Raw genomic sequence first — 26,629 nt, 5'->3', positions numbered from 1 at the left:
TTCCAGGCGATGTGGGCGGAGCTGGCGTCGATCGGTCGCGACGGGCGCACCGGCGGCTACCGCCGGTTCGCCTGGACGTCGGTCGACGGCGAGCTGCGCGAGTGGTTCACGGGTCACGCGGCCGCGCGCGGCCTGGACGTCACCACCGACCGCGCCGGCAACCTGTGGGCCTGGACGGGTGACCCGGACGCCGCCGTCGCCCGCGGCGAGCGCCCGCTGGTGCTCGGCAGCCACCTCGACTCGGTGCCTGCCGGCGGCGCCTTCGACGGCCCGCTCGGGGTGGTGAGCGCCTTCGCCGCGCTCGACCTGCTGCGCGAGCAGGGTCTGCACCCCGGCCGCCCGGTGGGCGTCGCCTGCTTCGGTGACGAGGAGGGCGCCCGGTTCGGCGTCGCCTGCGCCGGTTCGCGGATCCTCACCGGCGCGATGGCCCCTGACCGCGCCCGCACCCTGCGCGACGCCGACGGGACGCCGATGGGCGCCGCGATGACCGCTGCCGGCCTCGACGTCACCCACCTCGGTCGAGACGACGAGACCCTGCGCCGCGTGGGCACGTTCGTCGAGCTGCACGTCGAGCAGGGACGCGCGCTCGCCGACCTCGGCGCACCGGTCGGCGTCGCGTCGTCGATCTGGCCGCACGGCCGCTGGCGGCTCGACCTGCACGGCCGGGCCGACCACGCCGGTACCACCCGGCTGCCGGACCGCGACGACCCGATGCTGCGGCTGGCGTCCGCGATCACGACGGCGCGCGAGGCGGCCGAGCGGCACGGCACGGTCGCCACGGTCGGCAAGGTGCTCGTCGACCCCAACGGCGTCAACGCGATCCCGGCGCTGGTCAGTGCCTGGCTCGACGCGCGCGGTGACGACCCCGACGCCGTGCGCCGCGTCGTCGACGAGGTGGCGTCCAGCGCAGGCGTCGAGGCGCGCGAGGAGTCGTGGACGGATGCGACCGACTTCGACGTGGACCTGCGCGACCGGGTCGCCGGCGCCCTCGGCGGCGTCCCGGTGCTGCCGACCGGTGCCGGCCACGACGCCGGGATCCTCTCCGCCGCAGACGTTCCCACGGCCATGCTGTTCGTGCGCAACCCGACCGGTATCAGCCACTCGCCCGAGGAGCACGCCGAGGAGGCCGACTGCCTGGCCGGTGTCGAGGCGCTGGCGCAGGTCGTCCTGGAGCTCGCGTGACGTCGTACTGGTGCGAGCACGCCTGGCTCCCGGACGGCCTCGCGTCGTCGGTCCGCGTGACCGGGGTCGACGGTGTGATCAGCGGTGTCGTCGTCGACGTGCCGGCCGAGCCAGGGGACGTGAGGCTGAGTGGGCTGGTCCTCCCCGGCATGGCGAACGCGCACTCGCACGCCTTCCACCGCGCACTGCGCGGCCGCACCCACGACGACGGCGGCACGTTCTGGACCTGGCGCAGGCGCATGTACGCCGTCGCGGACCGGCTCGACCCCGACACCTACCTCCGCCTCGCCACCGCGGTGTACGCCGAGATGGCGCTGGCGGGCATCACGGCGGTGGGGGAGTTCCACTACCTGCACCACGGCCCCGGCGGCGTGCCCTACGACGAACCGAACGCGATGGGCCTCGCGCTGGTCGAGGCCGCGGCCGCCGCCGGGGTGCGACTCACCCTGCTCGATGCCGCCTACCTGCGTGGCGGGCTGGGACCGGACGGCTACCTGCCGCTCGACCCCGTGCAGGAGCGCTTCTCCGACGGTGATGCCGACCGCTGGCTCGAGCGGGTGCTCGCGCTGCGACCGGCGACGAGTCACCTCGCTCACGTCACCCTCGGTGCGGCGATCCACTCCGTGCGGGCCGTCGAGCCCGACGACTTCTGGAACGTGGCCGACACGGACCTCGAGGGGCCGGTGCACATGCATCTGTCCGAGCAACCGGCTGAGAACGAGGCCTGCCTGTCGGTGCACGGGCTGACCCCGACCGGGTTGCTGGAGGAGCGCGGACTCCTGCGCGGGACGACCCTCGTGCACGCCGTGCACCTGACCGAACGGGACGTCGAGCTGATCGGGCGCGAGCGGGCCACGGTCTGCGCGTGCCCGACCACCGAGGCCGACCTGGCCGACGGGATCGGGCCGTTCACGCGACTCCGCTCGGCGGGGGCGCGCCTGGTCTTCGGCACGGACCAGCACGTGTCGGTCGACCTGCTCCACGAGGCGCAGCGGCTCGACCAGCACGAACGGCTGCGCACCGGTCGTCGCGCGTCGACGCCCGTGCACCAGGTGCTGACCGGGCTGACCCTCGACGGCCACGCCTCGCTCGGTCGTCCGCTGGCCGGGGAGGTCGCTCGCGGCCACGACCTCGACCTGTTCGCGCTGCGGCTCGACTCCCTGCGCACCGCCGGCGCGGCGCTCGACCAGGTACCGACCTGCGCCGGCGCCGCCGACGTCACGGACGTGGTGGTCGCGGGGGAGCAGGTCGTCACCGACGGGCAGCACCGCCTCGGCGACGTCGGCCGCCTGCTGCACGAGGCCATCGCCCCCCTCTGGGCCTGACCCGGATCCCGCAGAGTGTGACTCCTGCGCAGGACACGCCGGGCGTGTCGTGCGTGAGGGTCACACTCCGCGGGGGAGCGGGGGCCTGAGAGAATCGCCCCGTGAACCACCCGAGTCGCACCGACGTGCTGGTCGTGGGAGCCGGGCCGGCCGGCTCGGCGGCCGCGGCGTGGGCGGCGCGCGCCGGCCACGACGTCGTCCTCGCCGACTCGGCGGTGTTCCCGCGCGACAAGACCTGCGGCGACGGCCTCACCCCGCGCGCGGTCGGCGAGCTGCAGCGGCTCGGCCTGGGCGACTGGCTCGCCGCCCGCACCGTCAACCAGGGGCTGCGCGCCCACGGCTTCGGCCGCACCCTGCACCTGCCCTGGCCCGGCGGCACCCTGCCCGCGTGGGGCTCCGCCGTCGCCCGCACCGAGCTCGACGACCACCTGCGCACGACGGCGGTGAAGTCCGGCGCCACCGCACTCGACGGGCACCGCGCGGTCGACGTGCGCCGCGACGGCGACCGCGTGTCGGCGGTCGTCTTCCGCACGTCCGAGGGCGAGCGCGAGATCGCCTGCCGCACGTTGGTCGTCGCCGACGGCGTCCGCTCGCCCCTCGGCAAGGTGCTGGGCCGCGAGTGGCACCGCGACACCGTCTACGGCGTCGCCGGCCGGTCGTACGTGGCCTCGGGACGCTCCGACGACCCGTGGATCAGCTCGCACCTGGAGCTGCGCGACGCCGACGACAGGGTCTTGTCGGGCTACGGCTGGATCTTCCCGCTCGGCACCGGCGAGGTGAACATCGGCGTGGGCACGCTGGCGACGGCGAAGCGACCGGCCGACATCGCGATCAAGCCGCTGATGCACCACTACGCGGGGCAGCGACGCGAGGAGTTCGAGCTGGGCGACGACCTCCGGATGCCGACGTCGGCGCTGCTGCCGATGGGCGGCGCGGTGAGCAACGTGGCCGGCGCGAACTGGGCGCTGGTCGGTGACGCCGCGGCCTGCGTCAACCCGCTCAACGGCGAGGGCATCGACTACGGCCTCGAGACCGGGCGGCTGCTGGCCGACCTGCTCACCGACGGCGCCGACCTGTCGACCGCGTGGCCGGCGCTGCTGCGCGAGCACTACGGCGAGTCGTTCTCGATCGCGCGCCGGCTCTCCGGCCTGCTGACCGTGCCGTGGGTGCTGCCGCGGTTCGGGCCGGTCGGCATGAGCTCGGAGTGGCTCATGACGCTGGCCCTGCGCTGGATGGGCAACCTGATCACCGACGAGGACCGTGACGCCGCGGCCCGCGTCTGGCGCTGGGCCGGTCGCCGCTCGCTGGCGCTGGACGCCCGCCCGCCCTTCTCCTGACCCGCCCGCCGGGCAGACGGCTCGGAACCGCGGGCGTCTGGGCGCCCGGACGGCACCAGGGCCGCCGTCGTTCCGAGCGCCCTGCCCGCCGCGAGAGGCTGGACCCGTGACGACCACGCTGCTGACCGGCATCGCGAGCCTGGTGACCCACGACGAGCGGTTCGGCGGACCGCTCGGCGAGGTCGAGGACGCCGCGGTCGTGGTCCAGGACGGCCTGGTGGCCTGGGTCGGGCGCCGCCGCAACGCGCCGACCGCCGACGAGCGGCGCGACCTGGGTGGTCGGGCCGTCGTCCCCGGCTTCGTCGACTCGCACGCGCACCTGGTGTTCGCCGGCGACCGCGCCGCCGAGTTCGAGGCCCGGATGGCCGGGACGCCCTACGACGGCGGCGGCATCGCCTCGACCGTCGCGGCCACCCGGGCGGCCACCGACGCCGAGCTGCTCGCCCACCTCCGCCGGCTCGTCGCCGAGATGCGCGCGCAGGGCACCACGACCGTCGAGGTGAAGAGCGGGTACGGCCTCACCGTCGAGGACGAGGTGCGCTCGGTGCGGCTGGCCCGCCAGGTGACCGACGAGGTCACCTACCTGGGCGCCCACGTCGTGCCCGCCGAGTACGCGGGCCGCGCCGACGACTACGTCGCCCTCGTCGCGGGTCCGATGCTCGACGCCTGCGCGCCACGCGCTCGGTGGGTCGACGTGTTCTGCGAGCCCGGCTCGGCGCACGCGTTCGACGGCGACCAGGCGCGCACCGTGCTCGAGGCGGGCGCGCGGGCAGGGCTGGGCCTGCGGGTGCACGGCAACCAGCTCACCGCCGGGCCCGGCGTGCGGCTCGCCGTCGAGCTGGGGGCGGCGAGCGTCGACCACTGCACCCACCTCGTCGACGCCGACGTCGACGCGCTGGCCGGCGGCACGACGGTCGCGACGCTGCTGCCCACGATCGAGTTCTCGACCCGCTCGCCCTACCCGGACGCCCGCCGCCTGCTCGACGCCGGGGTCCCGGTCGCCCTCGCCACGGACTGCAACCCCGGCAGCGGGTACTCGTCGTCGATGCCGCTGGCCATCGCCCTCGCCGTCCGCGAGATGCGGATGACCCCGGCCGAGGCGCTGCGGGCCGCCACCCTCGGTGGTGCGCAGGCGCTGCGGCGCGACGACGTCGGTCACCTGCGGGTCGGCGCCCGGGCCGACCTGGCCGTGCTCGACGCGCCCTCCCACCTGCACCTGTCCTACCGCCCGGGTGTGCCCCTCGTCCGCGCGCTCGACCTGTAGCGGGACGTTCGCCGTCCGTTCGCCGAGACGTCCGCGAATCGATTCGCGGGAACAACGGTTGCCGTGGTCAACTTGTTCACGTCGGCTGCCGATGGGGGTGGCGACGCCCCCTCCCCGACCGAGAGCACCGAGGTACACCCATGTCCGCCGCCTGCACGTCCGACGAGCGCACCGCCACGCGGGACGCCGACGTCGGCGGCGCCCTGGTGAAGGCGCAGGCCGCGCCCGCGCTGCGCACCCCGCTCGCCTCGCCGGTGTCGGCGTCGAGCCCGCCGACCGGGCGGGCCTACGTGCGGCTCGTCGTCGTGCTCGGCCTGCTGATCGCGATCGGGCCGCTGACGATCGACATGTACCTGCCGGCGCTGCCGGAGCTGAGCGAGGAGCTCGGCGCCTCGCAGTCGCAGGCCCAGCTCACCCTCACCGGCATCATGATCGGCCTCGGGCTCGGCCAGCTCGTGCTCGGACCGCTGTCGGACGCGATCGGCCGCCGCAAGGTGCTGCTGAGCGGCCTGGTGCTGCACGGCTCGATGTCGGTACTGTGCGCGCTCGCGCCGACCATCGGCGTCCTGACCGCGGTCCGCGTCGGCCAGGGCGTCGCGGGCGCGGCGATCTCGGTGGTCGCGATGGCGGTCGTGCGCGACCTGTACCGCGGACGCAAGGCGGCCGCGCTGCTCAGCCACCTGACCCTCGTGCTCGGTGCGGCGCCGATCCTGGCGCCGACCCTCGGCGGCTACCTGCTGGCGGTCACCAACTGGCGCGGCATCTTCGTGGTGCTGCTCGGTGTCGCGGTCGCGCTCGTCGTGCTCGCGTTCGTCGGCCTGCCCGAGACGCTGCCGCAGGAGCGCCGCCGCCCGCTCGCCCTCGGGTCGACCGTGCGCACCTACGGCGGGCTGCTGCGCGACCGCCCGTTCGTCGGCCTCGTGCTGGTCGCGGGCCTGATGTTCTCGGTGCTGTTCACCTACGTCTCGGGCTCCTCCTTCGTGTTCCAGGAGTTCTACGGCCTCGACCAGCAGCAGTTCGGGCTGGTGTTCGGCCTCAACGCGGCGGGCCTCATCGCCGCCACCCAGGTGAACCCGTTCCTGCTGCGCCGGTTCTCGCCCCAGCAGGTGCTGAGCGGTGCCCTGGTCGCCGGGGTCGTGGGCACCTCGTCGCTGTTCGTCGCCGCCCTCGCGCAGGCGCCGCTGTGGGTCCTCCTCGTGCCGCTCGCGGCCACCGTCGCCAGCTGCGGATTGTCGTTCCCGAACTCGCCCGCGCTCGCGCTGTCGCGGCACGGCGAGAGCGCCGGGACGGCCGCAGCGCTGCTCGGCGCGATGCAGTTCGGCATGTCCGGGCTCATCACCCCGCTCGAGGGCGTGCTCCACGGCGAGGGCGCGGTGCCGATGGCGGCGCTCATGGTGTCGCTGCAGGTCGCCGCGGTGCTCGCGCTGGTCGTCCTGGTCCGCCCCTGGAGCCTCGGGCCGGTCGACGTCGACGACGACGTGGTCGTCGCGCACTGACGACCGCCGGGGCGCCGCCCCGGGTCGGGTTGTGACGGCCCACCACCGCTGACACGGTGGACGGACCCGACGAGAGGCTGCCCGTGGTGTCGCGCACCCGTCCCGGGGTCCTCGGACCCGTCCGCCCGATCGCTGCCGCGCTGGCGGTGGCCGCGGTGCTGCTCGCCGGCTGCGGCTCGGACGAGGAGGGCTCCCCGGGCACCCCGACCGGGTCGACCGGGGCACCGACCGGGTCCGCGACCAGCGGCTCGGCGTCGGCGACCGCACCGCCGTCGTCCGCGCCGGAGCCGGTGACGACGCTGGCGTCCGAACCGTTCAGCGGCTACCGCGACGTGGACCAGAGCGTGCGCGCGTAGCGGCTGAGCTGCCCGCCCGACTTCGCCGAGATCGTGCCGCCCGCCCTGACGATGGGCTCCTCCGAGCGCGAGCTCGAGGGTGGTGAGGCGCTCGTGGCCCGGCAGGTCGCGATCTTCTCGTCCGTCGAGGAGGCCGTCGCGGCGGCCGACCAGCTCGGCGGCACCGTCCGCGAGCTGTGCCCCGGCCCGTACGAGCCGCAGCCCGGCTTCGTCGCGAGCACCACGACGGTCACCGACCTCGACGTGGGGGCCCAGGGGTTCCTGGTCGACACCACCGCCGAGGACGGCGTGAACGCCACGGCCGTCCTGCGGCGCGGCAACGCCGTCGCGCTGGTCCAGGCGTCGGGGACGCCGGCCTACCCGGCCGGGCGCACGCCGGCGCAGGACGCCACCGAGGGCGCACGGGACGTGTTCGCCCAGCTGTGCGAGTACGAGCAGGGGGGCTGCTGAGCGCGGTCAGAACGAGGTCTGCGCCAGCTCGCTGACGAACCGCCACGCGCCGCCGACGAGCCAGGGCGACACCGTGGCGAGCAGCCCGAGCACGACGAGGACGGCCAGCACCCGCGCCAGGACGGTCGTCCGTCCGGCGGACCTCAGCGAGCGCAGCAGCACGGGGCCAGTGTGACCCACGCGCTCACTGGACCTCCTCGAGCCCCTTCGGCAGGTGGCCGGCCGACTTCTTGTAGTAGCGGGCGGCCTGCCGGGTCGCGGCCATCCGGGCGACGCCGATGAGCGCTCCCGACACGACCGCCCACGCGATCGCCTCGCCCCAGGTCGTGGTGGGGGACTCCGGGTTGGCGGGCGGCGTCTTGCCGGTGCCCTTCTCCCAGGCCTTCGCCAGCACGTTCTTCGTCAGCACCCCGGCGCCGACGGCGGCGCCCGTGCCGAGCACCTTCCACACGAACGGTCCCATGGCGCAACGGTCTCCCACCCGGGTGCCGGCGGCAACCCGGGTGTACGGTCGTGCCCGTAACGACAGGGGAGCGCCGGAAGGGGCGCTGAGAGTGCGGGCGACCGCAGACCCTCGAACCTGATCCGGTTAGCACCGGTGGAGGAAGTCGGGCAGTTCTCGAGCCCGGGCACGGGCCCGGGCTCCCCCTCCTGATCGCCGGGAGGACCAGCATGACCAGCACCACCGCACCGTCCACGTCGACCACCGCCGCCCCTGCCACCCGCGGCTGGCGCGTCGTCGACATCGTCGTCGCGAGCGTCCTCGGCGTCGCGGCCGGCGTCGTCTTCTGGGCCTGGGGACTCGCCTGGGAGCCGCTGTCGAACCTGCTCGTCGTGGTCGCGCCGATGGCCGGCCTGCTCGCCGGCGGCTGGCTGTTCGCGGCCGTCCTCGGCGGGCTCGTCATCCGCAAGCCGGGCGCCGCGGTCTTCACCGAGGTCGTCGCCGGCGTCGTCTCGATGCTGATCGGGACGCAGTGGGGCTTCTCGGTGCTGATCTGGGCGCTCCTGCAGGGCCTGGCAGCAGAGCTCGTCCTCGCCGCGTTCGGCTACCGGCGGTTCACCCTGCCCGTCGCGCTGCTCGCGGGCGGCGCCGCCGGCGTGGCGGTGGGGCTGCTCGACAACACCTTCAGCAGCAACACCACCTGGGAGCTCGGCTACAAGGCGGTCTACCTCGGCTGCGCCGTGGTGTCGGGCGTGGTGATCGCGGGGCTGCTGTCGTGGCTCGCGGTGCGGGCGCTCGCCGCCACGGGCGTGCTGAGCCAGTTCGCCGCCGGCCGCACCGCGCGTGAGGTCTGAGACCCCCGCACCCGTCACGGCCCGCGGCTGGGGCTGGAAGCACTCCGGCCGCAAGGCGTTCGCCGTCCGCGACCTCGATCTCGACGTCGCGGCCGGCGAGCGGGTGCTGCTGCTCGGGGCGTCCGGCTCGGGCAAGTCGACGCTGCTGTCCGGTCTCGCCGGGCTGCTCGGGGGCGACGAGGGCGCGCAGGAGGGGACGCTGCACGTCGGCGACGCCCCCGCCGGCTCGGTGCGCGGCCGGGCCGGCCTGGTGCTGCAGGACCCGCAGGCCCAGACCGTGCTCGCCCGCTGCGGCGACGACGTCGCGTTCGGCTGCGAGAACCTCGGCGTCCCGGCCGAGCAGATCTGGCCGCGGGTGCGCGAGGCGCTCGACGCCGTCGGCCTCGACGTCGCGCTCGACCGGTCCACCGAGCACCTGTCCGGCGGCCAGCGCCAGCGGCTCGCGCTGGCCGGGGTGCTCGCGATGCGTCCCGGCCTGCTTCTGCTCGACGAGCCCACCGCCAACCTCGACCCGGACGGCGTGCGCGAGGTGCGCGACGCCGTGGCGTCCGTGCTCGACCGCACCGGGGCGACGCTGGTCGTGGTGGAGCACCGGGTCGACGTCTGGGTCGACCTGGTCGACCGGGTGGTGGTGCTGGCGCCGGGCGGCGGCGTGCTCGCCGACGGCGCGCCCGACGACGTGCTCGCCGCGCGCGGTGCCGAGCTGGAGGCGGCGGGGGTGTGGGTGCCGGGCCGCCGGCCGGCCGGACCGGCTCGACGCCCCGACCCCCGGCGCGCGGACGGCGAGCGGCTGCTCACGGGCGCCGGCCTCGGGGTCGGTCGGCGCGGGACCGGTGCGGTCGCCTTGGGTCTGGACGTCGCGGTCGCGGCCGGCGCGTGCGTCGCGGTCACCGGGCCGAACGGCGTCGGCAAGACCACGCTCGCGCTGACCCTCGGCGGCCTGCTGCCACCGCTCGCCGGGACGGTCGAGGCCGCGCCGGTGCTGCGCGGTCGTCTGCGGCCCGCGCCGCACGACTGGCGGGCGCGCGAGCTGTTCACCCGCGTCGGCACCGTCTTCCAGGACCCCGAGCACCAGTTCGTCGCACCGACGGTGCGGGCCGAGCTCGAGCACGGGCCGCGCCGGCTGGGGGTGCCGGCGGCCGAGGTCGCGGCCCGCACCGACGACCTGCTGGAGCGGCTGCGGCTGACCCGGCTCGCGCCCGCCAACCCGTGGACGCTGTCCGGCGGCGAGAAGCGGCGGCTGTCGGTCGCCACCGCGCTCGCCACCCGTCCGCGCGTGCTCGTCCTCGACGAGCCGACCTTCGGCCAGGACGCCCGCACCTGGTCGGAGGTGGTCGGGTTGCTCGCCGGGCTGCTCGACGACGGCGCCGCGGCGGTGCTCGTGACCCACGACGGCGACGTCGTCGACGCCCTCGCCGACACCCGGCTCGACCTCGCGGTGCCGTCGTGCTCGTGACGGCGGGCGGGGTGCGGGCCACGCCGCTGACCCGCGCCAACCCGCTGGCCAAGCTGTGGGCGTCGCTGGTCATCACGGTCGTGCTGCTGCTGTCGGTCGACGTGGTGTCGGCCGGCACCGCGCTGGCGCTGGAGCTGCTGCTGCTCCCGCTCGCCGGGGTCGCCCCACGGGCGCTGGCCCGGGTGCTGGCGCCGGTCGCGCTGTCGGCGGTGCTCGCCGGCCTGGTCACCTGCCTGATCGGTGTCGACGACGGCCGCGTGCTGCTCGACCTGCGGGTGCTCGACGTGACCGAGGGCTCGGCCCGCAACGGGGCCGCGATCGTGCTGCGGGTGCTCGCCATCGCGCTGCCCGGCATCGCCCTGCTGCTGAGCACCGACCCCACCGACCTCGCCGACGCGCTCGCGCAGCGGCTGCGGCTGCCGCACCGGTTCGTCCTCGGCGCGCTCGCGGGCATGCGGCTGACCGGCCTGATGGCGCAGGAGTGGCGCACGCTCGGACTGGCTCGGCGGGCGCGCGGGCTCGGCGACGGTGACGGTCCGCTCGGGTCCGCGCGCGTCCTGGCCGGTCAGGCGTTCGCGCTGCTCGTGCTCGCGATCCGGCGCGGCACGCGGCTGGCCGCGGCGATGGAGGGACGCGGCTTCGGCGCACCCGGGGAGCGCACCTGGGCCCGGGAGAGCGTCCTGGGTGCCCGCGACCTGGTGGTGGTGCTCGTCTCGACCGCCGTCGCCGCCGCCGCCGTCACCGCCGCGGTGCTCGCCGGCACCTGGTCGTTCGTGCTGTCCTGACCGTCGTCGTGCCTCCCGGCGTGCGGCTCAGTCGTCGTCGCCCCCGCCGCCGCTCCCACCGCCTCCGCCTCCGCCTCCGCCGCCGCTGGAGTGCTCCTCGACCGTGACGCTCGGTCCGCCCCCGGCGCAGGTGGCCTCGACCCGGGTGCGCTCGCCGTCGCGCTCCAGCTCGACGCGCAGCCGGGCGCCGCCGTCCGAGGCCGAGGTCTCGACCGACCAGCCGTAGTCGGGTTGGGCGAACTTCAGCTCCAGGACGGTGCCGGTGCAGCGGAACCCGGCCTGCCCGCCGGTGACCGTGACGACCTTCTCGACCGGCGTCGCGGCCGGCGGGACGGGCGTGCCCGTGGACGAGGGCGGCGTCGTCGCCGGCGGGGTCGTCGTGGTGCCGGGATCGGTGGGGGCGGTCGTCGTGGTCGTCGTGGTCGAGGTCGTCGACGTGCCGGGCGCCGGGATCCGCTGCGCCGCGGGGTCGAGCACCTCGCTGCCGGCCCGGGCGATCGCGAACCACGCCACCGCGGCGGCCACCACCACGACGGCCAGCCAGGTGGCCACGGCGACGGGGACGGTGCGTCGCGCCCCGGGGCGTCGTGCCGTGTCGTCAGCCACGGGTCCACCCTGCCACCGCTGCGGCGGTTACGGTCTGGGCATGGCGAGCATCCTGCTGGTCGAGGACGACGCCGCGATCCGGTCGGCCGTCACGCGCGCGCTCACCGCCCGCGGCCACGTCGTCGACACCCGGCCCACCGGCATGGCCGGGCTGCAGGCCGCGATCGACGACCGGCCCGACGTCGTGCTGCTCGACCTCGGCCTGCCCGACACCGACGGCCTGCAGGTGCTGTCGATGCTGCGCGCCGTCAGCGCCGTCCCCGTCATCGTGGTGACCGCGCGCGACGACGGCGGCGCCGTCGTCAAGGCCCTCGACGCGGGCGCGGACGACTACGTCATCAAGCCGTTCGACGTCGCGCAGGTCGAGGCCCGCCTGCGCGCCGTGCTGCGCCGCTCCGGCGCCGACGCGCCCGAGCCGGCCGTGACCGTCGGCGACCTCGTGGTCGACGCGCAGTCGCGCGAGGTGACCCTCGGCGGCGAGCGGATCGAGCTGAGCCGCAAGGAGTTCGACCTGCTGCACGTGCTGGCCTCCAACGTCGGTCGGGTGGTCACCAAGCGCGAGCTGCTCGCCGAGGTGTGGCGCCAGCCGTACGGCGGCGCCGAGCGGACGGTCGACGTGCACCTGTCGTGGCTGCGCCGCAAGCTCGGGGAGACGGCGGCCGAGCCGCGGTACCTGCACAGCGTGCGCGGCGTGGGTGTGCGCCTGGTCGACCCGGGCTCCTGATGCGGCGCCGCATCGCGTGGCTCGTCGCGGCCACGACGTCAGCGGTGGTGCTGGCATTCGTCCTGCCTCTCGGTCTGCTGGTGCGCACGCTGGCGGAGGACAGGGCGCTGGCCGGGGCGGGCCAGGAGGTGCAGCAGGTCGCGACGATCCTGGTGCAGGGCACCGGCCCGGAGGGGCTGGAGCAGTTCGTCCAGCTCGTCGACGACCGCTCCGACCGCTCGGTCGGCGTCCTGCTGCCGGACGGCACCCGCGTCGGCGACGCCGTCCCCGCCGACGGCGACCCGTTCCTCGCCCAGGCGCTCGGCGGGCAGCCGGTCACCGACGACTCCGGCGGCGGCGCCGTGGTGCTGCTGCCGGTCGTTCTGACGACCGGGACGGCGGTCGTCGCCTCGTCCGTCCCGCCCGAGGCGCTGCGCGCCGGGGTGGTGCCCGCCTGGCTGACCCTCGGCGCGCTCGCCGCCGGCATGCTCGTGCTGGCGGTCGTCGTGGCCGACCGGCTCGGGCGCTGGGTGAGCACGCCGGTCACCGAGGTGTCGGCGACCGCCGTGCGGCTTCGCGACGGCGACCTCACCGCCCGCGTCGACCCGGACGGCCCGCCCGAGGTCGTGGAGCTCGGGCGCAGCCTCAACCGGCTCGCCGAGCGCGTCGTCGAGCTGCTCGCGCTCGAGCGGGAGCAGGCCGCCGACCTCGCCCACCGGCTGCGCACACCCGTCACCGCTCTGCGCCTCGACGTCGACCAGGTCGACGACGCCGAGACCGCCGACCGGCTGCGCCACCACGTCGACGCCCTGGTGCGCACGGTCGACCAGATCGTCGCGGACGCACGGCGTCCCGTCCGCTCGGACGTCGGCAGCCGGTGCGACGCCGCCGAGGTCGTGCGGTCGCGGGTCGCGTTCTGGACGCCGCTCGCCGAGGACCAGGGACGCGCTGTCGGCGGGCACCTGGCGTCCGGGCCGCTGTGGGTGGCCGTCGACGCCGACGACCTGGCCGACGCCGTCGACGCGTTGCTGGACAACGTCTTCGCGCACACGCCCGAGGGGACGGCGTTCGCCGTCGACCTCGCACCCTCGGCCGACGGCGGTGCGCGCCTGGAGGTCTCGGACGCCGGGCCCGGTCTGGGTGCGGCCGACCTGACCGAACGCGGACGCAGCGGCGCGGGGTCGAGCGGGCTCGGCACCGACATCGCCCGCCGGGTGGCCACCTCGTCCGGGGGCGGCATCGAGCTCGGGCGCGCCGCAGCCGGCGGGGCGAGCGTCGTGCTGCTGCTCGGTCCCGCCGGCTGAGACGCGTACGGGCACGGGCTCAGTCGTCGTCGCCGTCGTCGTCGCCGCCGTGGCGGCCGGAGCCGTCCTCGCCGCCGTGGTGCGAGCCGTCCTCGCCGTCGCCCCCGTGGCGACCGCTGCGGTCGTCGTCGCGGTCGTCGTCGTCGCCACCCCGGCCGCTGGAGTCGTCGCGGCCCTGGTCGGCGGTGCCGTCGTCGCCGCCGCCGTCGTGGCCGGAGTCGTCCGACCCGCTGGTGCTCGGGCTGGAGCCCGACGTCGGGCTCGAGGTCGGGACGCCGCCGGGGGTGCCGGGCGCGTCGCCGCGGCCCTGGTCGGCGGTGCCGTCGTCGTCGGTGGAGCCGGCGGAACCGGGGGCGGTTGGGGTGGAGGAGCTGAGGATCGTGGGCGTCGACCCCGGGGTGCCGGGGGCGTCGCCGCTGCCCTGGTCGGCGGTGCCGTCGTCGTCGGTGGAGCCGACGACCGCCGCCGTCGGGGCGGACGGCGCCAGCGTGGTGCTGGCCGCGTAGGTCGCGGTCGCGGCGCCGAGGCCGAGGGCGACGGCCAGGGCCAGGGTGTGGATCGGTCGGAGCGTCATGGGTCTCACCTCACGGGTCGGGGGCCCGGTCGGCCCCGCTACGACCCCCACGGTGCGGCGGCGCCCCTCATGGCCACACCGCGTCACCGTCAAGTCCCCGTCAAGGCGGCCGGCGGTGGCGCGAAACGTGATCGCAACGCAGCGTGACACCGCCGCCACACGGGTCGCGCACGATGCGGCGAGCACCCGCACCGCACCGCAGGCAGGAGAACCCCGTGAGCGTCCTCACCACCGACACCACCACCCGTCGCGCGCCGGCCCCGAACCGCTTCCCCGCCTCGCTGCAGGTGGCCGCCGACCTCGTGCGGCACGGACGCCGCCCCACCGCCTGGACGCTGCCGGACGCGACCGTCGTGGTGCGGGGCGCCCGACCGTCCGACCTGCCCGCCGTCGCGGCGATGCACGGCCGCTGCTCGCCGGGCACCCTGCTGCAGCGCTACAGCGCCGGTGGCCGGGGGCCGTCCCTCGACCACCTCGTCGGCCTGCTGCGCTCGCCGCTCGCGCTCGTCGTCGAGGGCGGGGCCGGCGTGGTCGCGCTCGGGTCGGCCGCCCACCCCGGCGAGGACGACTTCCGCAGCGAGCTCACGCTGCTCGTCGAGGACGTCTGGCAGGGCTGCGGCATCGGCACGAACCTGGCGCTGCGGCTCGGCTCGACCCTGCGCGCGCTCGGGTACGCCCAGGCGTACACGACCTCGGCCACGGCGAACGTCCCGCTGCACCGGGTGATGGAGAAGCTCGGCCCGGTGCGGGCGCTCGCCCGCTCGCCGCGCAGCGTCGTCGCGGCGCGGCTCACGCTCCCGTCCGTGCTCGAGGACGGCGACGACCTGGTGCTCGGCTGACAGCAGGTCTAGCGTCCGGCTGTGCACACGCGGACGCTCGGGCAGGGCCTGCAGGTCTCGGCGGTCGGCCTGGGCTGCATGGGCATGTCGCAGAGCTACGGCCCCAACCCGGGCAGCCGCGACGAGATGGTCGCCGTGCTGCGCGGCGCGGTCGAGCGGGGCGTCACGTTCTTCGACACCGCGGAGGTCTACGGGCCGTACGCCAACGAGGAGCTGGTCGGCGAGGCGCTCGAGCCGGTGCGCGACCAGGTGGTGCTCGCCACGAAGTTCGGCTGGCGGATCGAGGACGGCGCCTCGGTGGGCCTGGACAGCCGGCCGGAGCAGGTGCGCCGGGTGGTCGACGCGTCGCTGCGGCGACTGCGCACCGACACGATCGACCTGCTCTACCAGCACCGCGTCGACCCCGACGTGCCGATCGAGGACGTCGCGGGCGTGGTCGGCGAGCTGGTCACCGAGGGCAAGGTGCGCCACCTGGGGCTGTCCGAGGCGGGTGCGGAGACGATCCGGCGCGCCCACGCGGTGCACCCGGTGACCGCGGTGCAGAGCGAGTACTCGCTGTGGACGCGCGACCCCGAGGCCGAGGTGCTGCCCGCCCTGGCCGAGCTCGGCATCGGGTTCGTGCCGTTCAGCCCGCTCGGCAAGGGCTTCCTCACCGGGACGGTCGACTCCTCGACCTCGTTCGCCGCCGACGACATCCGCACGACCATCCCGCGCTTCTCGGCCGAGAACCGCGACGCGAACGCGGCGTTGGTCGCGCACGTCCAGGCGCTCGCCGCGGCGAAGGGATGCTCGCCCGGGCAGGTGGCGCTGGCGTGGCTGCTCGCCCAGCACCCGTGGGTCGTACCCATCCCCGGCACGAGGCGGCTGTCCCGGGTGGAGGAGAACTGCGGCGCCACCGAGGTCGCGCTGTCCGCCGACGAGCGGTCGGCCCTGGACGCCCTCGCCGACGCGGTCGGCGTGGCCGGCGAGCGCTACGGCGCCGCCCTGATGGGCCTCGTCGACCGCTGACCGGACCCGCAGCGGCCAACGGCATGGCAGACGTCCCCGCCGAGTGTGACCCTGACGCGTGACACGCCGCGCGTGTCGCGCGCCAGGATCACACTCTGCGGGCGTCAGGACCTCGGCGGGAACAACCTCCGCCGACCAGGAGTTGAGCCGGACAGACTCAGGTTTGGTCAGCCCCGATGTGACAACCATCGGTCCGCCTCCTAGCCTTGAGCCCAGACGACTCAACCCGGGCCCGCGAGGGGTCCGGCAGGGACACGGAGGAACGCAGACATGGCACGTGCGGTCGGTATCGACCTGGGCACCACGAACTCGGTGGTCGCCGTCCTCGAGGGTGGCGAGCCCACCGTCATCGCCAACGCCGAGGGTGGTCGCACGACCCCGTCGGTGGTGGCCTTCGCCAAGTCCGGCGAGGCGCTCGTCGGCGAGATCGCCAAGCGGCAGGCGGTCACGAACGTCGACCGGACGATCCGCTCGGTCAAGCGCCACATGGGCACCACCTGGTCGCAGGAGATCGACGACAAGAAGTACACGGCGCAGGAGATCAGCGCGCGCATCCTGCAGAAGCTGAAGAAGGACGCCGAGGAGTACCTGGGCGAGCCCGTCACCGACGCGGTCGTCACCGTCCCGGCGTACTTCAACGACGCCGAGCGCCAGGCCACCACCGAGGCGGGCAAGATCGCCGGCCTCAACGTCCTGCGCATCATCAACGAGCCCACCGCGGCCGCCCTGGCCTACGGCCTCGACAAGGGCAAGGAGGACGAGCTCATCCTCGTCTTCGACCTCGGCGGCGGCACCTTCGACGTCTCGCTGCTCGAGGTGGGCAAGGACGCCGAGGACGGCTTCTCCACCATCCAGGTGCGCGCCACCGCCGGTGACAACCGGCTGGGCGGCGACGACTGGGACCAGCGCGTGATGGACCACCTGGTCAACACGGTCAAGAGCAGCAGCGGCATCGACCTGTCCAAGGACAAGATCGCGATGCAGCGCCTGCGCGAGGCGGCCGAGCAGGCCAAGAAGGAGCTCAGCTCCGCCACCAGCACGAGCATCTCGCTGCAGTACCTGTCGATGACCGAGAACGGTCCGGTCCACCTGGACGAGAAGCTCACCCGGGCGCAGTTCCAGGAGATGACCAAGGACCTGCTCGAGCGCACCAAGGCGCCGTTCCAGCAGGTGATGCGCGACGCCGACGTCAAGGTCGCCGACATCGACCACATCGTGCTGGTCGGTGGCTCCACCCGCATGCCCGCCGTCACCGACGTGGTGCGCGAGCTCACCGGCGGCAAGGAGCCCAACAAGGGCGTGAACCCGGACGAGGTCGTCGCCGTCGGCGCCGCCCTGCAGGCCGGCGTCCTCAAGGGCGAGCGCAAGGACGTCCTGCTCATCGACGTGACCCCGCTGTCCCTCGGCATCGAGACCAAGGGCGGGATCATGACCAAGCTGATCGAGCGCAACACCGCGATCCCGACCAAGCGGTCCGAGGTCTTCACCACGGCGGACGACAACCAGCCGTCGGTGAACATCCAGGTCTACCAGGGCGAGCGGGAGCTGGCGGCGCACAACAAGCCGCTCGGCAACTTCGAGCTCACCGGCATCGCGCCGGCCCCGCGCGGGGTGCCGCAGATCGAGGTCACCTTCGACATCGACGCCAACGGCATCGTGCACGTGAGCGCGAAGGACCGCGGCACCGGCAAGGAGCAGTCGATGAAGATCACGGGCGGCAGCGGGCTGCCCAAGGAGGAGATCGACCGGATGGTGCGCGAGGCCGAGGAGCACGCCGAGGAGGACAAGAAGCGGCGCGAGGAGGCGGAGACCCGCAACACCGCCGAGCAGCTCGTCTACTCCACCGAGAAGTTCCTGGCCGACAACGACGACAAGCTGCCCGAGGACGGCAAGGGCGAGGTCAAGGCCGCCGTCGACGAGCTGAAGACCGCGCTGGCGGGCGAGGACATCGAGGCCGTGAAGAGCGGTCACGAGAAGCTCTCGCAGGCCAGCCAGAAGCTCGGGTCGGCGCTGTACGAGGCGCAGGCCGCCGAGCAGGCGGCGGGCGAGTCCGGCGAGAGCGCGGGCCCGTCGTTCACCAAGGACGACGCCTCGTCCGACGACGACGTGGTCGACGCCGAGATCGTGGACGACGAGGAGTCCAAGTGACGGCAGGCGACCACGACCGTCCCGCGGCCGGCGAGGGGCACGAGCCCCCCGTCGTCCGCGACCGGCGGCGCATCGACCCCGAGACCGGTGAGGTCCGACCCGACGCGTCCGGCGCGTCGGGCCGGCCGCCCGGCGAGGTCACGGTGCGCGACGACGGCGTCGACGACGTCCCGGCGGCCGACGACCACGCGGCGGCGACCGAGGCGGTGGCGGCCGACGACGAGGCCCTGGGCGGCGCCGCCGCGCAGCTCGCGGCCGAACGTCTCGCCGACCTGCAGCGGCTGCAGGCCGAGTACGTCAACTACCGCAAGCGGGTCGAGCGCGACCGGTCGGTCGCCCGCGACTCCGCGGTGGCCGGTGTGCTCGAGGCGCTGCTGCCGGTGCTCGACGACGTCGAGCTGGCGCGCCAGCACGGCGATCTCGAGGGCGGGCCGTTCGCGTCCATCGCCGACAAGCTCGAGGGCGTGCTGACGCGGTTCGGCCTGGTGCGCTACGGCGCCGCGGGCGAGCCGTTCGACCCCGCCGTGCACGAGGCCCTCATGCACGGGCACGCGCCCGACGTGGAGGTCACGACGGTGACCCAGGTGCTGCAGCCCGGGTACACCGTGAACGACAAGGTGCTGCGCGCCGCCCGCGTGGCGGTGGCCGACCCCGAGTAGGGGGCGGATCGTCCGGTATCCGCCCCGGCACCCCGCGTGCCGAGGGCGGCTACCGGACGATTCGCGGTGCAGGACAGCAGGACAGCGGGACAGCAGGAACAGGGACGGGAGGAGGCGCCGGTGACCGGCCAGGACTGGTTCGACAAGGACTTCTACGCCGTGCTCGGCGTCGACAAGCAGGCGTCGGCGGCCGAGATCAAGAAGGCGTACCGCAAGAAGGCGCGCACGCTGCACCCCGACGCCAACGCGAACGACCCTGCCGCCGAGGCGCGGTTCAAGGAGGTCGGCGAGGCGTACGCGGTGCTGTCGGACGCCGAGAAGCGCCAGCAGTACGACGCCGTCCGCGCGATGGCGGGCGGCGCCCGCTTCACCGCCGGTCCCGGCGGGCCGGGCGGTGCCGGCGGGTTCGAGGACCTGCTCGGCGGGCTGTTCGGCCAGGGCGCGCAGAACGTCCGGTTCCGCACGCCCGGCGGCGGTGGCGCCCAGGCGGGCGGCGTCCCACCGGGTTTCGAGGACCTGCTCGGCATGTTCGCCCAGCAGGGCGGCGCCGGGTACGAGCGCACGGCGACCCGCGGTCCGCGCCCCGGAGCGGACGTGCAGGCGACGACGACGCTGCCGTTCCTCGACGCCGCGAACGGCACCACGGTCACGCTGCAGTCGGCCGACGGACGCACCGTCCGCGCCCGGATCCCGGCGGGCGTGCGCGACGGCCAACGGATCCGGTTGCGCGGCAAGGGGCAGCAGGGCGACGCGGGCGCACCCGCCGGCGACCTGGTCATCACCGTGAAGGTGCAGCCGCACCCGGTCTTCACCGCCGACGGCACGAACCTGCGCGTCACCGTCCCCGTCAGCTTCGACGAGGCCGCGCTCGGCGGGACGATCGACGTCCCGACCCTCGACGGCGGCACCGTCACGCTCAAGGTGCCGGCGGGCACGCCGTCCGGCCGGACGCTGCGCGCCCGCGGTCGCGGGATCACCGGCAGCAAGGGCGCCGGCGACCTGCTGGTCACCGTCGAGGTGGTCGTGCCGCAGAAGCTCGACGGCGCCGCGCGGGAGGCCGTCGAGGCGTTCCGTACCGCCACCGCCGGTGAGGACCCGCGAGCCGGACTGCGCGAGAAGGCCGCTGGTGCGTGATGGCCTCGTTCGGTCCGGTCGACGACACCACGCCGGTCTTCGTCATCTCGGTCGCCGCGCAGCTGGCGGGCATGCACCCGCAGACGCTGCGGCAGTACGACCGGCTCGGCCTGGTCAGCCCTGACCGCACTGCCGGCCGCGGCCGGCGCTACTCGGCGCGCGACATCGTGCTGCTGCGCGAGGTGCAGCGGCTCAGCCAGGAGGACGGCGTCAACCTGGCCGGCATCAAGCGCATCCTCGAGCTCGAGCTGCAGGTCGAGGCGTTGCAGCACAAGGTGTCCGAGCTGCTCGACGAGCTCGACCACGCTCGCGGGGCGGCCCGACGCGTGTTCGCCGCCGGACCCACCGGGGTGGTCCCGCTGCGCCCGGGCACGCGTCCCGAGCGCACCGTCGGCTCGGCCCTGGTCGTCTGGCGCCCCGAGCCACGCTGACCACGACGACGGACGAGGGAGGACGACGGGTGGGCGACGAGGTGGAGCAGCCGACGCAGGAGATGCCGGTGCAGCTCGTCCGGGAGTGGGCGGCGTGCGGCATCGCCGCAGCAGCAGGACGTTTCGTGCCCGTGCCGCTGCTCGACGACGTGGTGAAGGAACGGGCGACGCGACTCGCGGTGGGTCGCACGCTGCGGGCGCACGGCCGGCACTACCCGGTGGTCTGCGTGAGTCCGCTCTACGGCGACCTCGACGGCCCGATGGCGGGGGCGCGGCGCGCGATCGCGCGGATCCCCCGCAAGGTGCTCCTGTTCCCCGTCCGCAAGGTCGTCAAGCTGGTCGGTGCGGTCACGGGCGTGCCGACCGACGTGGTGCGGGTGCTGCTGCTCGGCCGCGCCGTGCACCGCGTGCTCGAGCGCGGAGGGCTGTTCGTGCCGGGGTACGCGGGTCCGGGCGTCCCCGACCCGGGCCGCGCGCACGCGCTCGAGGCCGAGGCCAGGCACGTGCGGCTCGCCCTCGACGCCGCGCTGGCGACGGTCGACCTGCAGGTGATCGGTGCCGCCGTCGCCGACGGGCTGTCGCAGGGTCGTGAGCTCGCCGGCGAGGCCGCGGCGCTGGCCCGTGCGCTGCTCGCACGCGCCGACGACCCCGCGGACCCGGTGGCAGCGGACGACGAGGTCCTGCAGCGGGCGGTCGCGCCCGGCGACGCGCTCGGTGAGGGGGCCGACCGCGTCAGCGCCGTCCTGCGGCGTCCGGAGCTGCAGGGTGCGCTGGCGGAGTTCGACCGGCAGCTCGACCTGGCGCTGGCGCGCCGCTGAGCCGCGCCCGGCCTGGTCAGTCGCGGTGCTGCACCACGTTGACCACGTGGCCGTCCGGCGTGCGGACGAAGAAGCGCCGCACACCCCACGGCTCGGTGCGCAGCGGCAGCACCACGTCGTACCCCTGCGCCACCGCCTCGGCGTGCGCCTCGTCGACGTCGTCGACGTGCACCGTCACGACCGGGGGCTCGGGCGCGGTCGCGTCGGACGTCAGCACCTGCACGGCGGCCTCGCCGGACGTGAAGCGCGCGACCCAGTCGAGCCCGAGGCCGTCGTCGGCCATGCCCAGGTAGCCGGTCCAGAACTCTGCGGCCGCGGCGACGTCGGCGACCGGCAGGTTCGGCACCACCCGGACGACGCTCACGGCCGCGCCTCCTCGAGGCCGAGCCAGGTTGCGAGGGAGGCGATCTCGGCATCGATCTCCGCCCGCTGCCGCTTCGTCAGCCGGACGTCCTCGTGCAGCGCGTCGACGCGGAGGACGCCGGCCTTGCGGTCGGCGGTGGCGTCGAGCTTGCCGACCAGCCGGTCGTGCAGCAGCACCGGCAGGGCGAAGTAGCCCCAGCGCCGCTTCTCCTTGGGCTTGTACATCTCGATGAGGTACTCGAACCCGAACAGGTCCATGGCGCGCTCGCGGTCGTGGATCAGCCGGTCGAACGGCGACAGCAGCGCGGCGCGCCCCTCGAAGCCGTCGTCGGTCGCGTCCGGGTCGACCCGCCAGACGCCGTCGACCCCCTCGACGGCGACCTCCTCGCCGGCGTCGCCGACCATCCGCGGCCGGGCGATCCCGAGCGCGCGGAGCCGGCGCCGGTCGCGCTCGGCCAGCGCGTCGTCGAGCGCGAGCTCCTCGACGTCGGAGGGGAACACGCGCTCCGCGAGGTCCCACAGCCGCTGCCGCCCGACCCGGCCGGCCACGGCGACCACGCCTCGGCGCGCCATCAGCTCGAGCAGCTGGTTCACGTTGCGGTTGTTCGTCCACCCGGTCGAGCGCCACGGCACCTCCGCCGTGTCGGGGATCGCCTTCGACAGCAGCGGTCCCTCGGCCCGCAGCTGGTCGACCACCCGGGAGCGGAAGCCCGCGTTGGCGTCCCACCAGGCCTGCGCGCCCTCGTAGGTGAACGGCGCCCGCATCGCCGGCAGGTAGAGCCGCAGGTCGGACACCGGACGCAGCGTCACCACCGACGGCAGGTGCACGACGTCGGCGCCGCCGTACTCGAACAGCCGGTGCTCCTGCCACGCGAGCCGGTCGAGGTCGGCGGGTGCGTACGCCCCACCCAGGCGGGACCAGCTCACCAGGTCGGCCGCGGGCGCCACCGCGGCCACGGGGTCGAGCTGGAGGAAGGTGAGGTGCTCGACCGTCGCCAGCAGGTCGGTGGGCCGCCGGGCCTCCAGCAGCTGTGCCCGCACCGCGATCCGGCGGGCCCGGTCGACCGTCAGCGTCCGCATGCCCCGATCGTGCACCCTCGTCCCGACAGCCGGCTCAGCGGGACGCGAGCACGGCCACGCCGTCGCCGTCGAGCTCGTCCACGTACGCGCGCCGCCCTGCGAGGGCCATCACCAGCGCGCGCGTCGTCCCGCGCACGAGCGGACCGTCGCCGTGCGCGAACCCGCCGTCGTCCGCCTCGAGCCGCAGGTCGCGAGCGAGCGTGCGCGACCGGACGGTGAAGTCGCGCCCGACGTAGAACCGCGCGACCTGCTCCCAGGCGCGCGCCGGCTCCGGCGACGGCAGGCCGAGCGGACGGCGGACGTCCTCGCCGTGCACCAGCACCTCGCCGAGCCAGGCGTCCAGGTGCCGCCGCGACGGCACCGTGGTGCTGCCCACGACGGCGCGGAACCGGGCGAGGGTGTCCGCGGGGTCGTTCCCGAGGTGGTCGGCCACCTGCCGCGCCACCATCGCGTCGGCGTCGAACCGCGCGCGGGCGAGCATCGCGAACCAGCGGGGGAACGACAGGCTCGCTCCCGCGGTGAGGTGCGCGACGACGTCGCGCACGCTCAGGCCCGCGCACAGCGACGGCGTGCGCCACGCCGCGTCGTCGAGGTCGGTCAGGTCGTCGGCCAGCCGCGCCCGGGCGGCGTGGATCGGCGCGAACGCGCCGACCGTGCTCGTGGTGGTCACGCGGGTTCGACCGCGCGACGAGCCCCCACTCATCGCCGCGCGAGAACAATGATCGTTCGTGCGCGAATTGAGCAAGTTCCGATCAGACATTGACACCGCAGGGCGAACCGGACGACGCTGGCGCCCGTCGCACCCCGATTCCACCACCTTGGTCTGGAGTGGTCCCCGATGTCCGATCGCACCCCCGCCGGCACCCCGTCCGCCGGTGTCTCCCGCCGCGGCCTGCTCGGCGGCGCCGTGCTCGCCGGCGCCCTCGTCGGCGCCGCGCAGTCGCCCGCTGCGGCCGCCTGGGTCAAGCCCCGCGCGAAGACGATGCTCGACGTCCCGTACGAGCAGCGCGACCGCGTCCGGATCGGCCTGATCGGCCTGGGCAACCGGGGGATGGGCATGCTCTCCGGCTGGGTCGCCGTCCCGGGCGCCGAGGTGGTCGCGGTCTGCGACATCCGCGCCGACCGCGCGACCCGCGCGGCCGACACCGTCGCCGCCGCCGGCAAGGCGCGCCCCGCGGAGTACGGCGGCACCAAGCGGTCGTTCCAGCAGATGCTGAACCGCGAGCAGCTCGACCTGGTCTACGTCGCCACCCCGTGGGAGTTCCACCACGAGCACGGCAAGGCCGCGCTCCTGGCCGGCGCCAACGCGGCGGTGGAGCTGCCGATCGCCACCGAGCTCGACCAGCTGTGGGACCTCGTCGACACCTCCGAGCAGACGCGCAGGCACCTGATGCTCGCCGAGAACTGCAGCTACGGCCGCAACGAGCTCGCGATGCTGAAGATGGCCCACGACGGCTTCTTCGGCGAGGTCACCAACGGCCACGGCGGCTACCTGCACGACCTGCGCGAGCTGCTCTTCGCCGACGGCTACTACACCGACGACTGGCGCCGGCTCTGGCACACCCGCAGCACCGCGAGCTTCTACCCGATGCACGGCCTCGCGCCGATCGCCGCCGCGATGGACATCAACCGCGGCGACCGCTTCACCACCCTGTCGGCGACCGCCACCGCGCCCAAGGGCCTGGCCGACTACCGCGAGCGCTTCGTCCCCCGCGACCACCGCTCCTGGGGCGAGGAGTACGTCAACGGCGACCTGGTCACCTGCATGATGACCACGGCGCAGCAGCGGGTGGTGCGGGCCGAGCACGACGTCAGCTCGCCGCGTCCCTACAGCCGCATCAACAGCCTCGCCGGCAGCCGCGGCATCATCGAGGACTACGTCGGCACCGACAGCACCGGTGCGCGCGTGTACGGCGAGCCGCTGCACGGCGGGCACGCGTGGGCCGGCTTCTCGACGCTGCGGCCCGAGTACGACCACTGGCTGTGGAAGGTGCTCGAGGACGACGCCTCCGGCGGCGGCCACGGCGGGATGGACTACATCCTGCAGTGGCGCATCGTGCAGCAGATCCGCACCGGCCAGGTGCCCGACATCGACGTCTACGACTCCGCCGCCTGGTGCTCGCCCGTCCCGCTGAGCGTGATGTCGCTGGCCAAGGGCGGCAAGCCCGTCGACGTGCCCGACTTCACCCGGGGCAACTGGGACCGGCTGCGGGTCGGCCTCGACTCCCCGCAGACCGAGATGCCGCCCCTCTGAGCTCCTCCCACCCCACCCCCCACGCACGAAGGGCTCCACCATGCTGCTGCGCCTCCTCGGCGTCCTCGCCGCCGCCGTCACCGGGCTCGGGCTGCTCGCCGGGCCCGCGGCGGCCGGCCCGGCCCTCCCCGCCCCGGCCGCCGAGGCGGCCACCACCGTGCTGGTCCCCGACATCGGGCTGCAGGGGCCGGCCGTCGTCGACGTGCCCGTCACCGTCCGCAACGGCTCGGACGCGCGGATGCGCGACGCCTCGGTGCGGTTCGCCGGGCCGGTCGGGTGGCAGGTCGGACCGTCGTCGGTCGCGCTCGGCGCGGTCCGGCCCGGTCAGGACGGCGTCGCCGTCTTCCAGCTGCGCGTCCCCGAGCAGCGTCCGGGCTTCCGGGTGCTGACCTTCACCGCGACCGTCACGTACAAGGGCGGCGACGGCGTCGGGACGGCGTCCGGGTCGCGCACGGTCACGACCGGCGAGCCGCTGGGCTCGCTCGTCGAGGCCTACGACAACGTCGGCGTCACGCGCGAGGCCGACACCGCGCCGGGGAACTACGACGGCGACGGCAACAGCTTCTCGGCCGAGAAGCTCGCGGACGTCGGCGTCGTGCCCGGCGGGACGGTCGAGGCGCTCGGCGCCACCCTCACCTGGCCGGACGTCGCGGCGGGGACGCCCGACAACGCCCGCGCCGCCGGTCAGGCGATCGCCCTGGACGGTTCGGGCGAGCGGCTCGTGCTGCTCGGCAGCGGCGTCGGCTACGGCGCCGCGGGCACCGCGACCGTGCACTACACCGACGGCACCTCCACCAGCGGCCAGGTCGGCTTCCCGAACTGGTCCTTCCAGGAGGCGGACGCCCACGGAGCGACGCTGGTCGCCTCCTCGACCGGACGCAACCGCCCGAGCGGGTACGGCGACGCCGCGTACCAGTACCGGGTCTTCGCGCACTCGGTCGCGCTCGACCCGAGCCGCACCGTCGACTTCGTGGTGCTCCCCGCGAACGCGAACCTGCACGTCTTCGCGCTCGGCCTCGGCTGAGCCCGGCGGGACGCGGGCGGGTGCCGGCCCGCCCGCGTCCTCGTCGATCGTGAGGCCTTCACCGCGAGTTCGCTTCCGTCTTCAACCAAATCGCTGCGGTTGTCGGTGCCCCGGTCCATGATGGCGAGCGGGGGACGGAGCAGGGCGAACGGAGAGACGACGGGTGGAGACGGGCTCGGCGGCGGGGTCGACGACGGGGTCGACGGCGTACCGCGGACGCGACAGGCGCACGCGCTGGCCCGTGCAGGCGTCGGCGACCACGCAGGCCGCGGTGGCGGCGGCGGTCGGGCTGCCGGCGGTGCTCGGCACCGCGGCGCTGATCGTGCGCGCACCCTGGGCGGCGGCGACGGTCCTCGACGCCACGCCGCTGGTGTGGATCGTGGCGTTGTCGTGGTCCTCGCTCGGCCTGTACGCCGTGTGGCGCTCGACCGGGCTGCTGCGCGACGCCTGGATCGGCGGCGCGCTGGCGGTCACCGGGCTCGCTCCCGCCGTGGGCTGGCACGTCGACCGGCTGCTCGGCGCCGAGCACCCGCTCGGGGCGTGGCCGAGCGGTCTGGCCGCCTCGCTGGTCGCTGCCGTCCTGGTCGTCGCGGCCGCCCGCAGCGCCGCCGTCGACACCTCCGTGCAGCAGCGCAGCGTGCTGCTGCCCGTCGCGGCCGCGCTCGGTCTGGCCGTCGGCGTGCACGTCGCGCTCTGGGCGCTCGGACCCGCCGCGGGCACGACCGCGCGGGTCGCCG

General features: G+C 75.1%; 29 protein-coding genes and 1 riboswitch. Of the genes, 22 read left to right on the top strand and 7 right to left on the bottom strand.

Going from position 1 to position 26,629, the window contains the following annotated elements:
• Positions 1 to 9 precede the first annotated feature (9 nt).
• The 7 genes from ACYVKY_RS08300 (at position 10) to ACYVKY_RS08270 (ending at position 7,410) form a co-directional block, all read left to right on the top strand.
• Positions 10 to 1,182, top strand: a complete 1,173-nt coding sequence (locus ACYVKY_RS08300) for an allantoate amidohydrolase (protein WP_460434593.1) — start codon at positions 10 to 12, stop codon at positions 1,180 to 1,182.
• Positions 1,179 to 2,507 carry a formimidoylglutamate deiminase gene (locus ACYVKY_RS08295; protein ID WP_460434497.1) on the top strand — a complete coding sequence of 443 codons (1,329 nt, stop codon included), beginning with the start codon at positions 1,179 to 1,181 and terminating at the stop codon, positions 2,505 to 2,507. Before ACYVKY_RS08300 ends, ACYVKY_RS08295 begins: the two co-directional genes overlap by 4 nt.
• A gap of 101 nt (positions 2,508 to 2,608) precedes the next feature.
• Positions 2,609 to 3,844, top strand: coding sequence for a geranylgeranyl reductase family protein (locus ACYVKY_RS08290; protein WP_460434496.1), 1,236 nt, complete (start codon positions 2,609 to 2,611; stop codon positions 3,842 to 3,844).
• Between the two features lie 106 nt (positions 3,845 to 3,950).
• Positions 3,951 to 5,108, top strand: coding sequence for an amidohydrolase family protein (hutI, locus tag ACYVKY_RS08285; protein WP_460434495.1), 1,158 nt, complete (start codon positions 3,951 to 3,953; stop codon positions 5,106 to 5,108).
• Between the two features lie 140 nt (positions 5,109 to 5,248).
• Positions 5,249 to 6,604 carry a multidrug effflux MFS transporter gene (locus ACYVKY_RS08280; RefSeq protein ID WP_460434494.1) on the top strand — a complete coding sequence of 452 codons (1,356 nt, stop codon included), beginning with the start codon at positions 5,249 to 5,251 and terminating at the stop codon, positions 6,602 to 6,604.
• A 56-nt stretch (positions 6,605 to 6,660) separates the two neighbouring features.
• A complete protein-coding gene (locus ACYVKY_RS08275) occupies positions 6,661 to 6,960 on the top strand; it encodes a hypothetical protein (RefSeq protein ID WP_460434493.1) in 300 nt (99 codons plus the stop codon).
• Between the two features lie 33 nt (positions 6,961 to 6,993).
• The gene (locus ACYVKY_RS08270; RefSeq protein WP_460434492.1) at positions 6,994 to 7,410 is read left to right on the top strand and encodes a hypothetical protein; all 417 of its coding nucleotides are present in this window, start codon (positions 6,994 to 6,996) and stop codon (positions 7,408 to 7,410) included.
• 6 nt (positions 7,411 to 7,416) lie between these two features.
• Here the strand turns inward: ACYVKY_RS08270 and ACYVKY_RS08265 are convergent, their stop codons facing one another.
• Together ACYVKY_RS08265 and ACYVKY_RS08260 are read right to left on the bottom strand one after the other, a co-directional pair.
• Positions 7,417 to 7,572 (bottom strand): hypothetical protein, encoded by a 156-nt coding sequence (locus tag ACYVKY_RS08265; RefSeq protein WP_460434491.1) that lies wholly within the window; start codon positions 7,570 to 7,572, stop codon positions 7,417 to 7,419.
• A 22-nt stretch (positions 7,573 to 7,594) separates the two neighbouring features.
• Complete coding sequence (locus ACYVKY_RS08260; RefSeq protein WP_460434490.1) at positions 7,595 to 7,873, bottom strand: DUF4235 domain-containing protein; 279 nt, start codon at positions 7,871 to 7,873, stop codon at positions 7,595 to 7,597.
• 54 nt (positions 7,874 to 7,927) lie between these two features.
• Positions 7,928 to 8,034: riboswitch (TPP riboswitch) on the top strand.
• Positions 8,035 to 8,082: 48 nt separating this feature from the next.
• On the opposite strand from ACYVKY_RS08260, the gene ACYVKY_RS08255 reads away from it, so the two are divergent.
• From ACYVKY_RS08255 to ACYVKY_RS08245, 3 genes are read left to right on the top strand one after another with little or no spacing between them, the layout of a single operon-like run.
• Positions 8,083 to 8,706: an ECF transporter S component gene (locus tag ACYVKY_RS08255; protein WP_460434489.1), complete on the top strand. Its 624-nt coding sequence runs from the start codon at positions 8,083 to 8,085 to the stop codon at positions 8,704 to 8,706.
• Positions 8,696 to 10,162 carry an ABC transporter ATP-binding protein gene (locus ACYVKY_RS08250; protein ID WP_460434488.1) on the top strand — a complete coding sequence of 489 codons (1,467 nt, stop codon included), beginning with the start codon at positions 8,696 to 8,698 and terminating at the stop codon, positions 10,160 to 10,162. The genes ACYVKY_RS08255 and ACYVKY_RS08250 overlap by 11 nt, the downstream gene beginning before the upstream one ends.
• Entirely contained in the window at positions 10,153 to 10,947 is a 795-nt protein-coding gene (locus ACYVKY_RS08245) for an energy-coupling factor transporter transmembrane component T family protein (RefSeq protein ID WP_460434487.1), read from the top strand. The genes ACYVKY_RS08250 and ACYVKY_RS08245 overlap by 10 nt, the downstream gene beginning before the upstream one ends.
• A gap of 27 nt (positions 10,948 to 10,974) precedes the next feature.
• Here the strand turns inward: ACYVKY_RS08245 and ACYVKY_RS08240 are convergent, their stop codons facing one another.
• Positions 10,975 to 11,553, bottom strand: a complete 579-nt coding sequence (locus ACYVKY_RS08240; RefSeq protein WP_460434486.1) for a hypothetical protein — start codon at positions 11,551 to 11,553, stop codon at positions 10,975 to 10,977.
• Positions 11,554 to 11,593: 40 nt separating this feature from the next.
• Between ACYVKY_RS08240 and ACYVKY_RS08235 the strand changes: the two genes are divergently transcribed.
• The gene (locus ACYVKY_RS08235) at positions 11,594 to 12,277 is read left to right on the top strand and encodes a response regulator transcription factor (protein ID WP_460434485.1); all 684 of its coding nucleotides are present in this window, start codon (positions 11,594 to 11,596) and stop codon (positions 12,275 to 12,277) included.
• Between the two features lie 44 nt (positions 12,278 to 12,321).
• Entirely contained in the window at positions 12,322 to 13,560 is a 1,239-nt protein-coding gene (locus ACYVKY_RS08230; RefSeq protein ID WP_460434484.1) for a sensor histidine kinase, read from the top strand.
• 19 nt (positions 13,561 to 13,579) lie between these two features.
• Here the strand turns inward: ACYVKY_RS08230 and ACYVKY_RS08225 are convergent, their stop codons facing one another.
• Complete coding sequence (locus tag ACYVKY_RS08225) at positions 13,580 to 14,134, bottom strand: hypothetical protein (RefSeq protein ID WP_460434483.1); 555 nt, start codon at positions 14,132 to 14,134, stop codon at positions 13,580 to 13,582.
• Between the two features lie 215 nt (positions 14,135 to 14,349).
• On the opposite strand from ACYVKY_RS08225, the gene ACYVKY_RS08220 reads away from it, so the two are divergent.
• The 7 genes from ACYVKY_RS08220 (at position 14,350) to ACYVKY_RS08190 (ending at position 21,171) form a co-directional block, all read left to right on the top strand.
• The gene (locus ACYVKY_RS08220; protein WP_460434482.1) at positions 14,350 to 14,973 is read left to right on the top strand and encodes a GNAT family N-acetyltransferase; all 624 of its coding nucleotides are present in this window, start codon (positions 14,350 to 14,352) and stop codon (positions 14,971 to 14,973) included.
• A 21-nt stretch (positions 14,974 to 14,994) separates the two neighbouring features.
• Entirely contained in the window at positions 14,995 to 15,981 is a 987-nt protein-coding gene (locus ACYVKY_RS08215) for an aldo/keto reductase (protein ID WP_460434481.1), read from the top strand.
• Positions 15,982 to 16,251: 270 nt separating this feature from the next.
• Complete coding sequence (gene dnaK, locus ACYVKY_RS08210) at positions 16,252 to 18,129, top strand: Hsp70 family protein (RefSeq protein ID WP_460434480.1); 1,878 nt, start codon at positions 16,252 to 16,254, stop codon at positions 18,127 to 18,129.
• Complete coding sequence (grpE, locus tag ACYVKY_RS08205) at positions 18,126 to 18,788, top strand: nucleotide exchange factor GrpE (RefSeq protein WP_460434479.1); 663 nt, start codon at positions 18,126 to 18,128, stop codon at positions 18,786 to 18,788. Before dnaK ends, grpE begins: the two co-directional genes overlap by 4 nt.
• 120 nt (positions 18,789 to 18,908) lie before the next feature.
• The gene (locus ACYVKY_RS08200; protein WP_460434478.1) at positions 18,909 to 19,922 is read left to right on the top strand and encodes a molecular chaperone DnaJ; all 1,014 of its coding nucleotides are present in this window, start codon (positions 18,909 to 18,911) and stop codon (positions 19,920 to 19,922) included.
• Entirely contained in the window at positions 19,922 to 20,353 is a 432-nt protein-coding gene (locus ACYVKY_RS08195; RefSeq protein ID WP_460434592.1) for a heat shock protein transcriptional repressor HspR, read from the top strand. The genes ACYVKY_RS08200 and ACYVKY_RS08195 overlap by 1 nt, the downstream gene beginning before the upstream one ends.
• A gap of 29 nt (positions 20,354 to 20,382) precedes the next feature.
• Positions 20,383 to 21,171: a hypothetical protein gene (locus ACYVKY_RS08190; protein ID WP_460434477.1), complete on the top strand. Its 789-nt coding sequence runs from the start codon at positions 20,383 to 20,385 to the stop codon at positions 21,169 to 21,171.
• Between the two features lie 16 nt (positions 21,172 to 21,187).
• Here ACYVKY_RS08190 and ACYVKY_RS08185 read toward each other — a convergent pair whose 3' ends face one another.
• The 3 genes from ACYVKY_RS08185 to ACYVKY_RS08175 are packed head-to-tail and all read right to left on the bottom strand — an operon-like array spanning position 21,188 to position 23,317.
• On the bottom strand, positions 21,188 to 21,535 hold the full coding sequence (locus tag ACYVKY_RS08185) for a VOC family protein (RefSeq protein ID WP_460434476.1): 348 nt from the start codon (positions 21,533 to 21,535) through the stop codon (positions 21,188 to 21,190).
• Positions 21,532 to 22,614, bottom strand: coding sequence for a winged helix DNA-binding domain-containing protein (locus tag ACYVKY_RS08180; protein WP_460434475.1), 1,083 nt, complete (start codon positions 22,612 to 22,614; stop codon positions 21,532 to 21,534). The genes ACYVKY_RS08185 and ACYVKY_RS08180 overlap by 4 nt, the downstream gene beginning before the upstream one ends.
• A 34-nt stretch (positions 22,615 to 22,648) precedes the next feature.
• Positions 22,649 to 23,317, bottom strand: coding sequence for a maleylpyruvate isomerase family mycothiol-dependent enzyme (locus tag ACYVKY_RS08175; protein ID WP_460434474.1), 669 nt, complete (start codon positions 23,315 to 23,317; stop codon positions 22,649 to 22,651).
• 135 nt (positions 23,318 to 23,452) lie between these two features.
• Between ACYVKY_RS08175 and ACYVKY_RS08170 the strand changes: the two genes are divergently transcribed.
• From ACYVKY_RS08170 to ACYVKY_RS08160, 3 genes are all read left to right on the top strand, one after another.
• A complete protein-coding gene (locus tag ACYVKY_RS08170; RefSeq protein WP_460434473.1) occupies positions 23,453 to 24,868 on the top strand; it encodes a Gfo/Idh/MocA family protein in 1,416 nt (471 codons plus the stop codon).
• 40 nt (positions 24,869 to 24,908) lie between these two features.
• A complete protein-coding gene (locus tag ACYVKY_RS08165; protein WP_460434472.1) occupies positions 24,909 to 25,892 on the top strand; it encodes a COG1361 family protein in 984 nt (327 codons plus the stop codon).
• Between the two features lie 163 nt (positions 25,893 to 26,055).
• Positions 26,056 to 26,629, top strand: a 574-nt coding sequence (locus ACYVKY_RS08160) for a hypothetical protein (RefSeq protein WP_460434471.1), incomplete at its 3' end; no start/stop codon positions are given.

The organism is Angustibacter speluncae (assembly GCF_054777815.1).
Note: the sequence above shows the minus strand (reverse complement) of the source record. Positions and strands in the feature narration are given on the sequence as shown.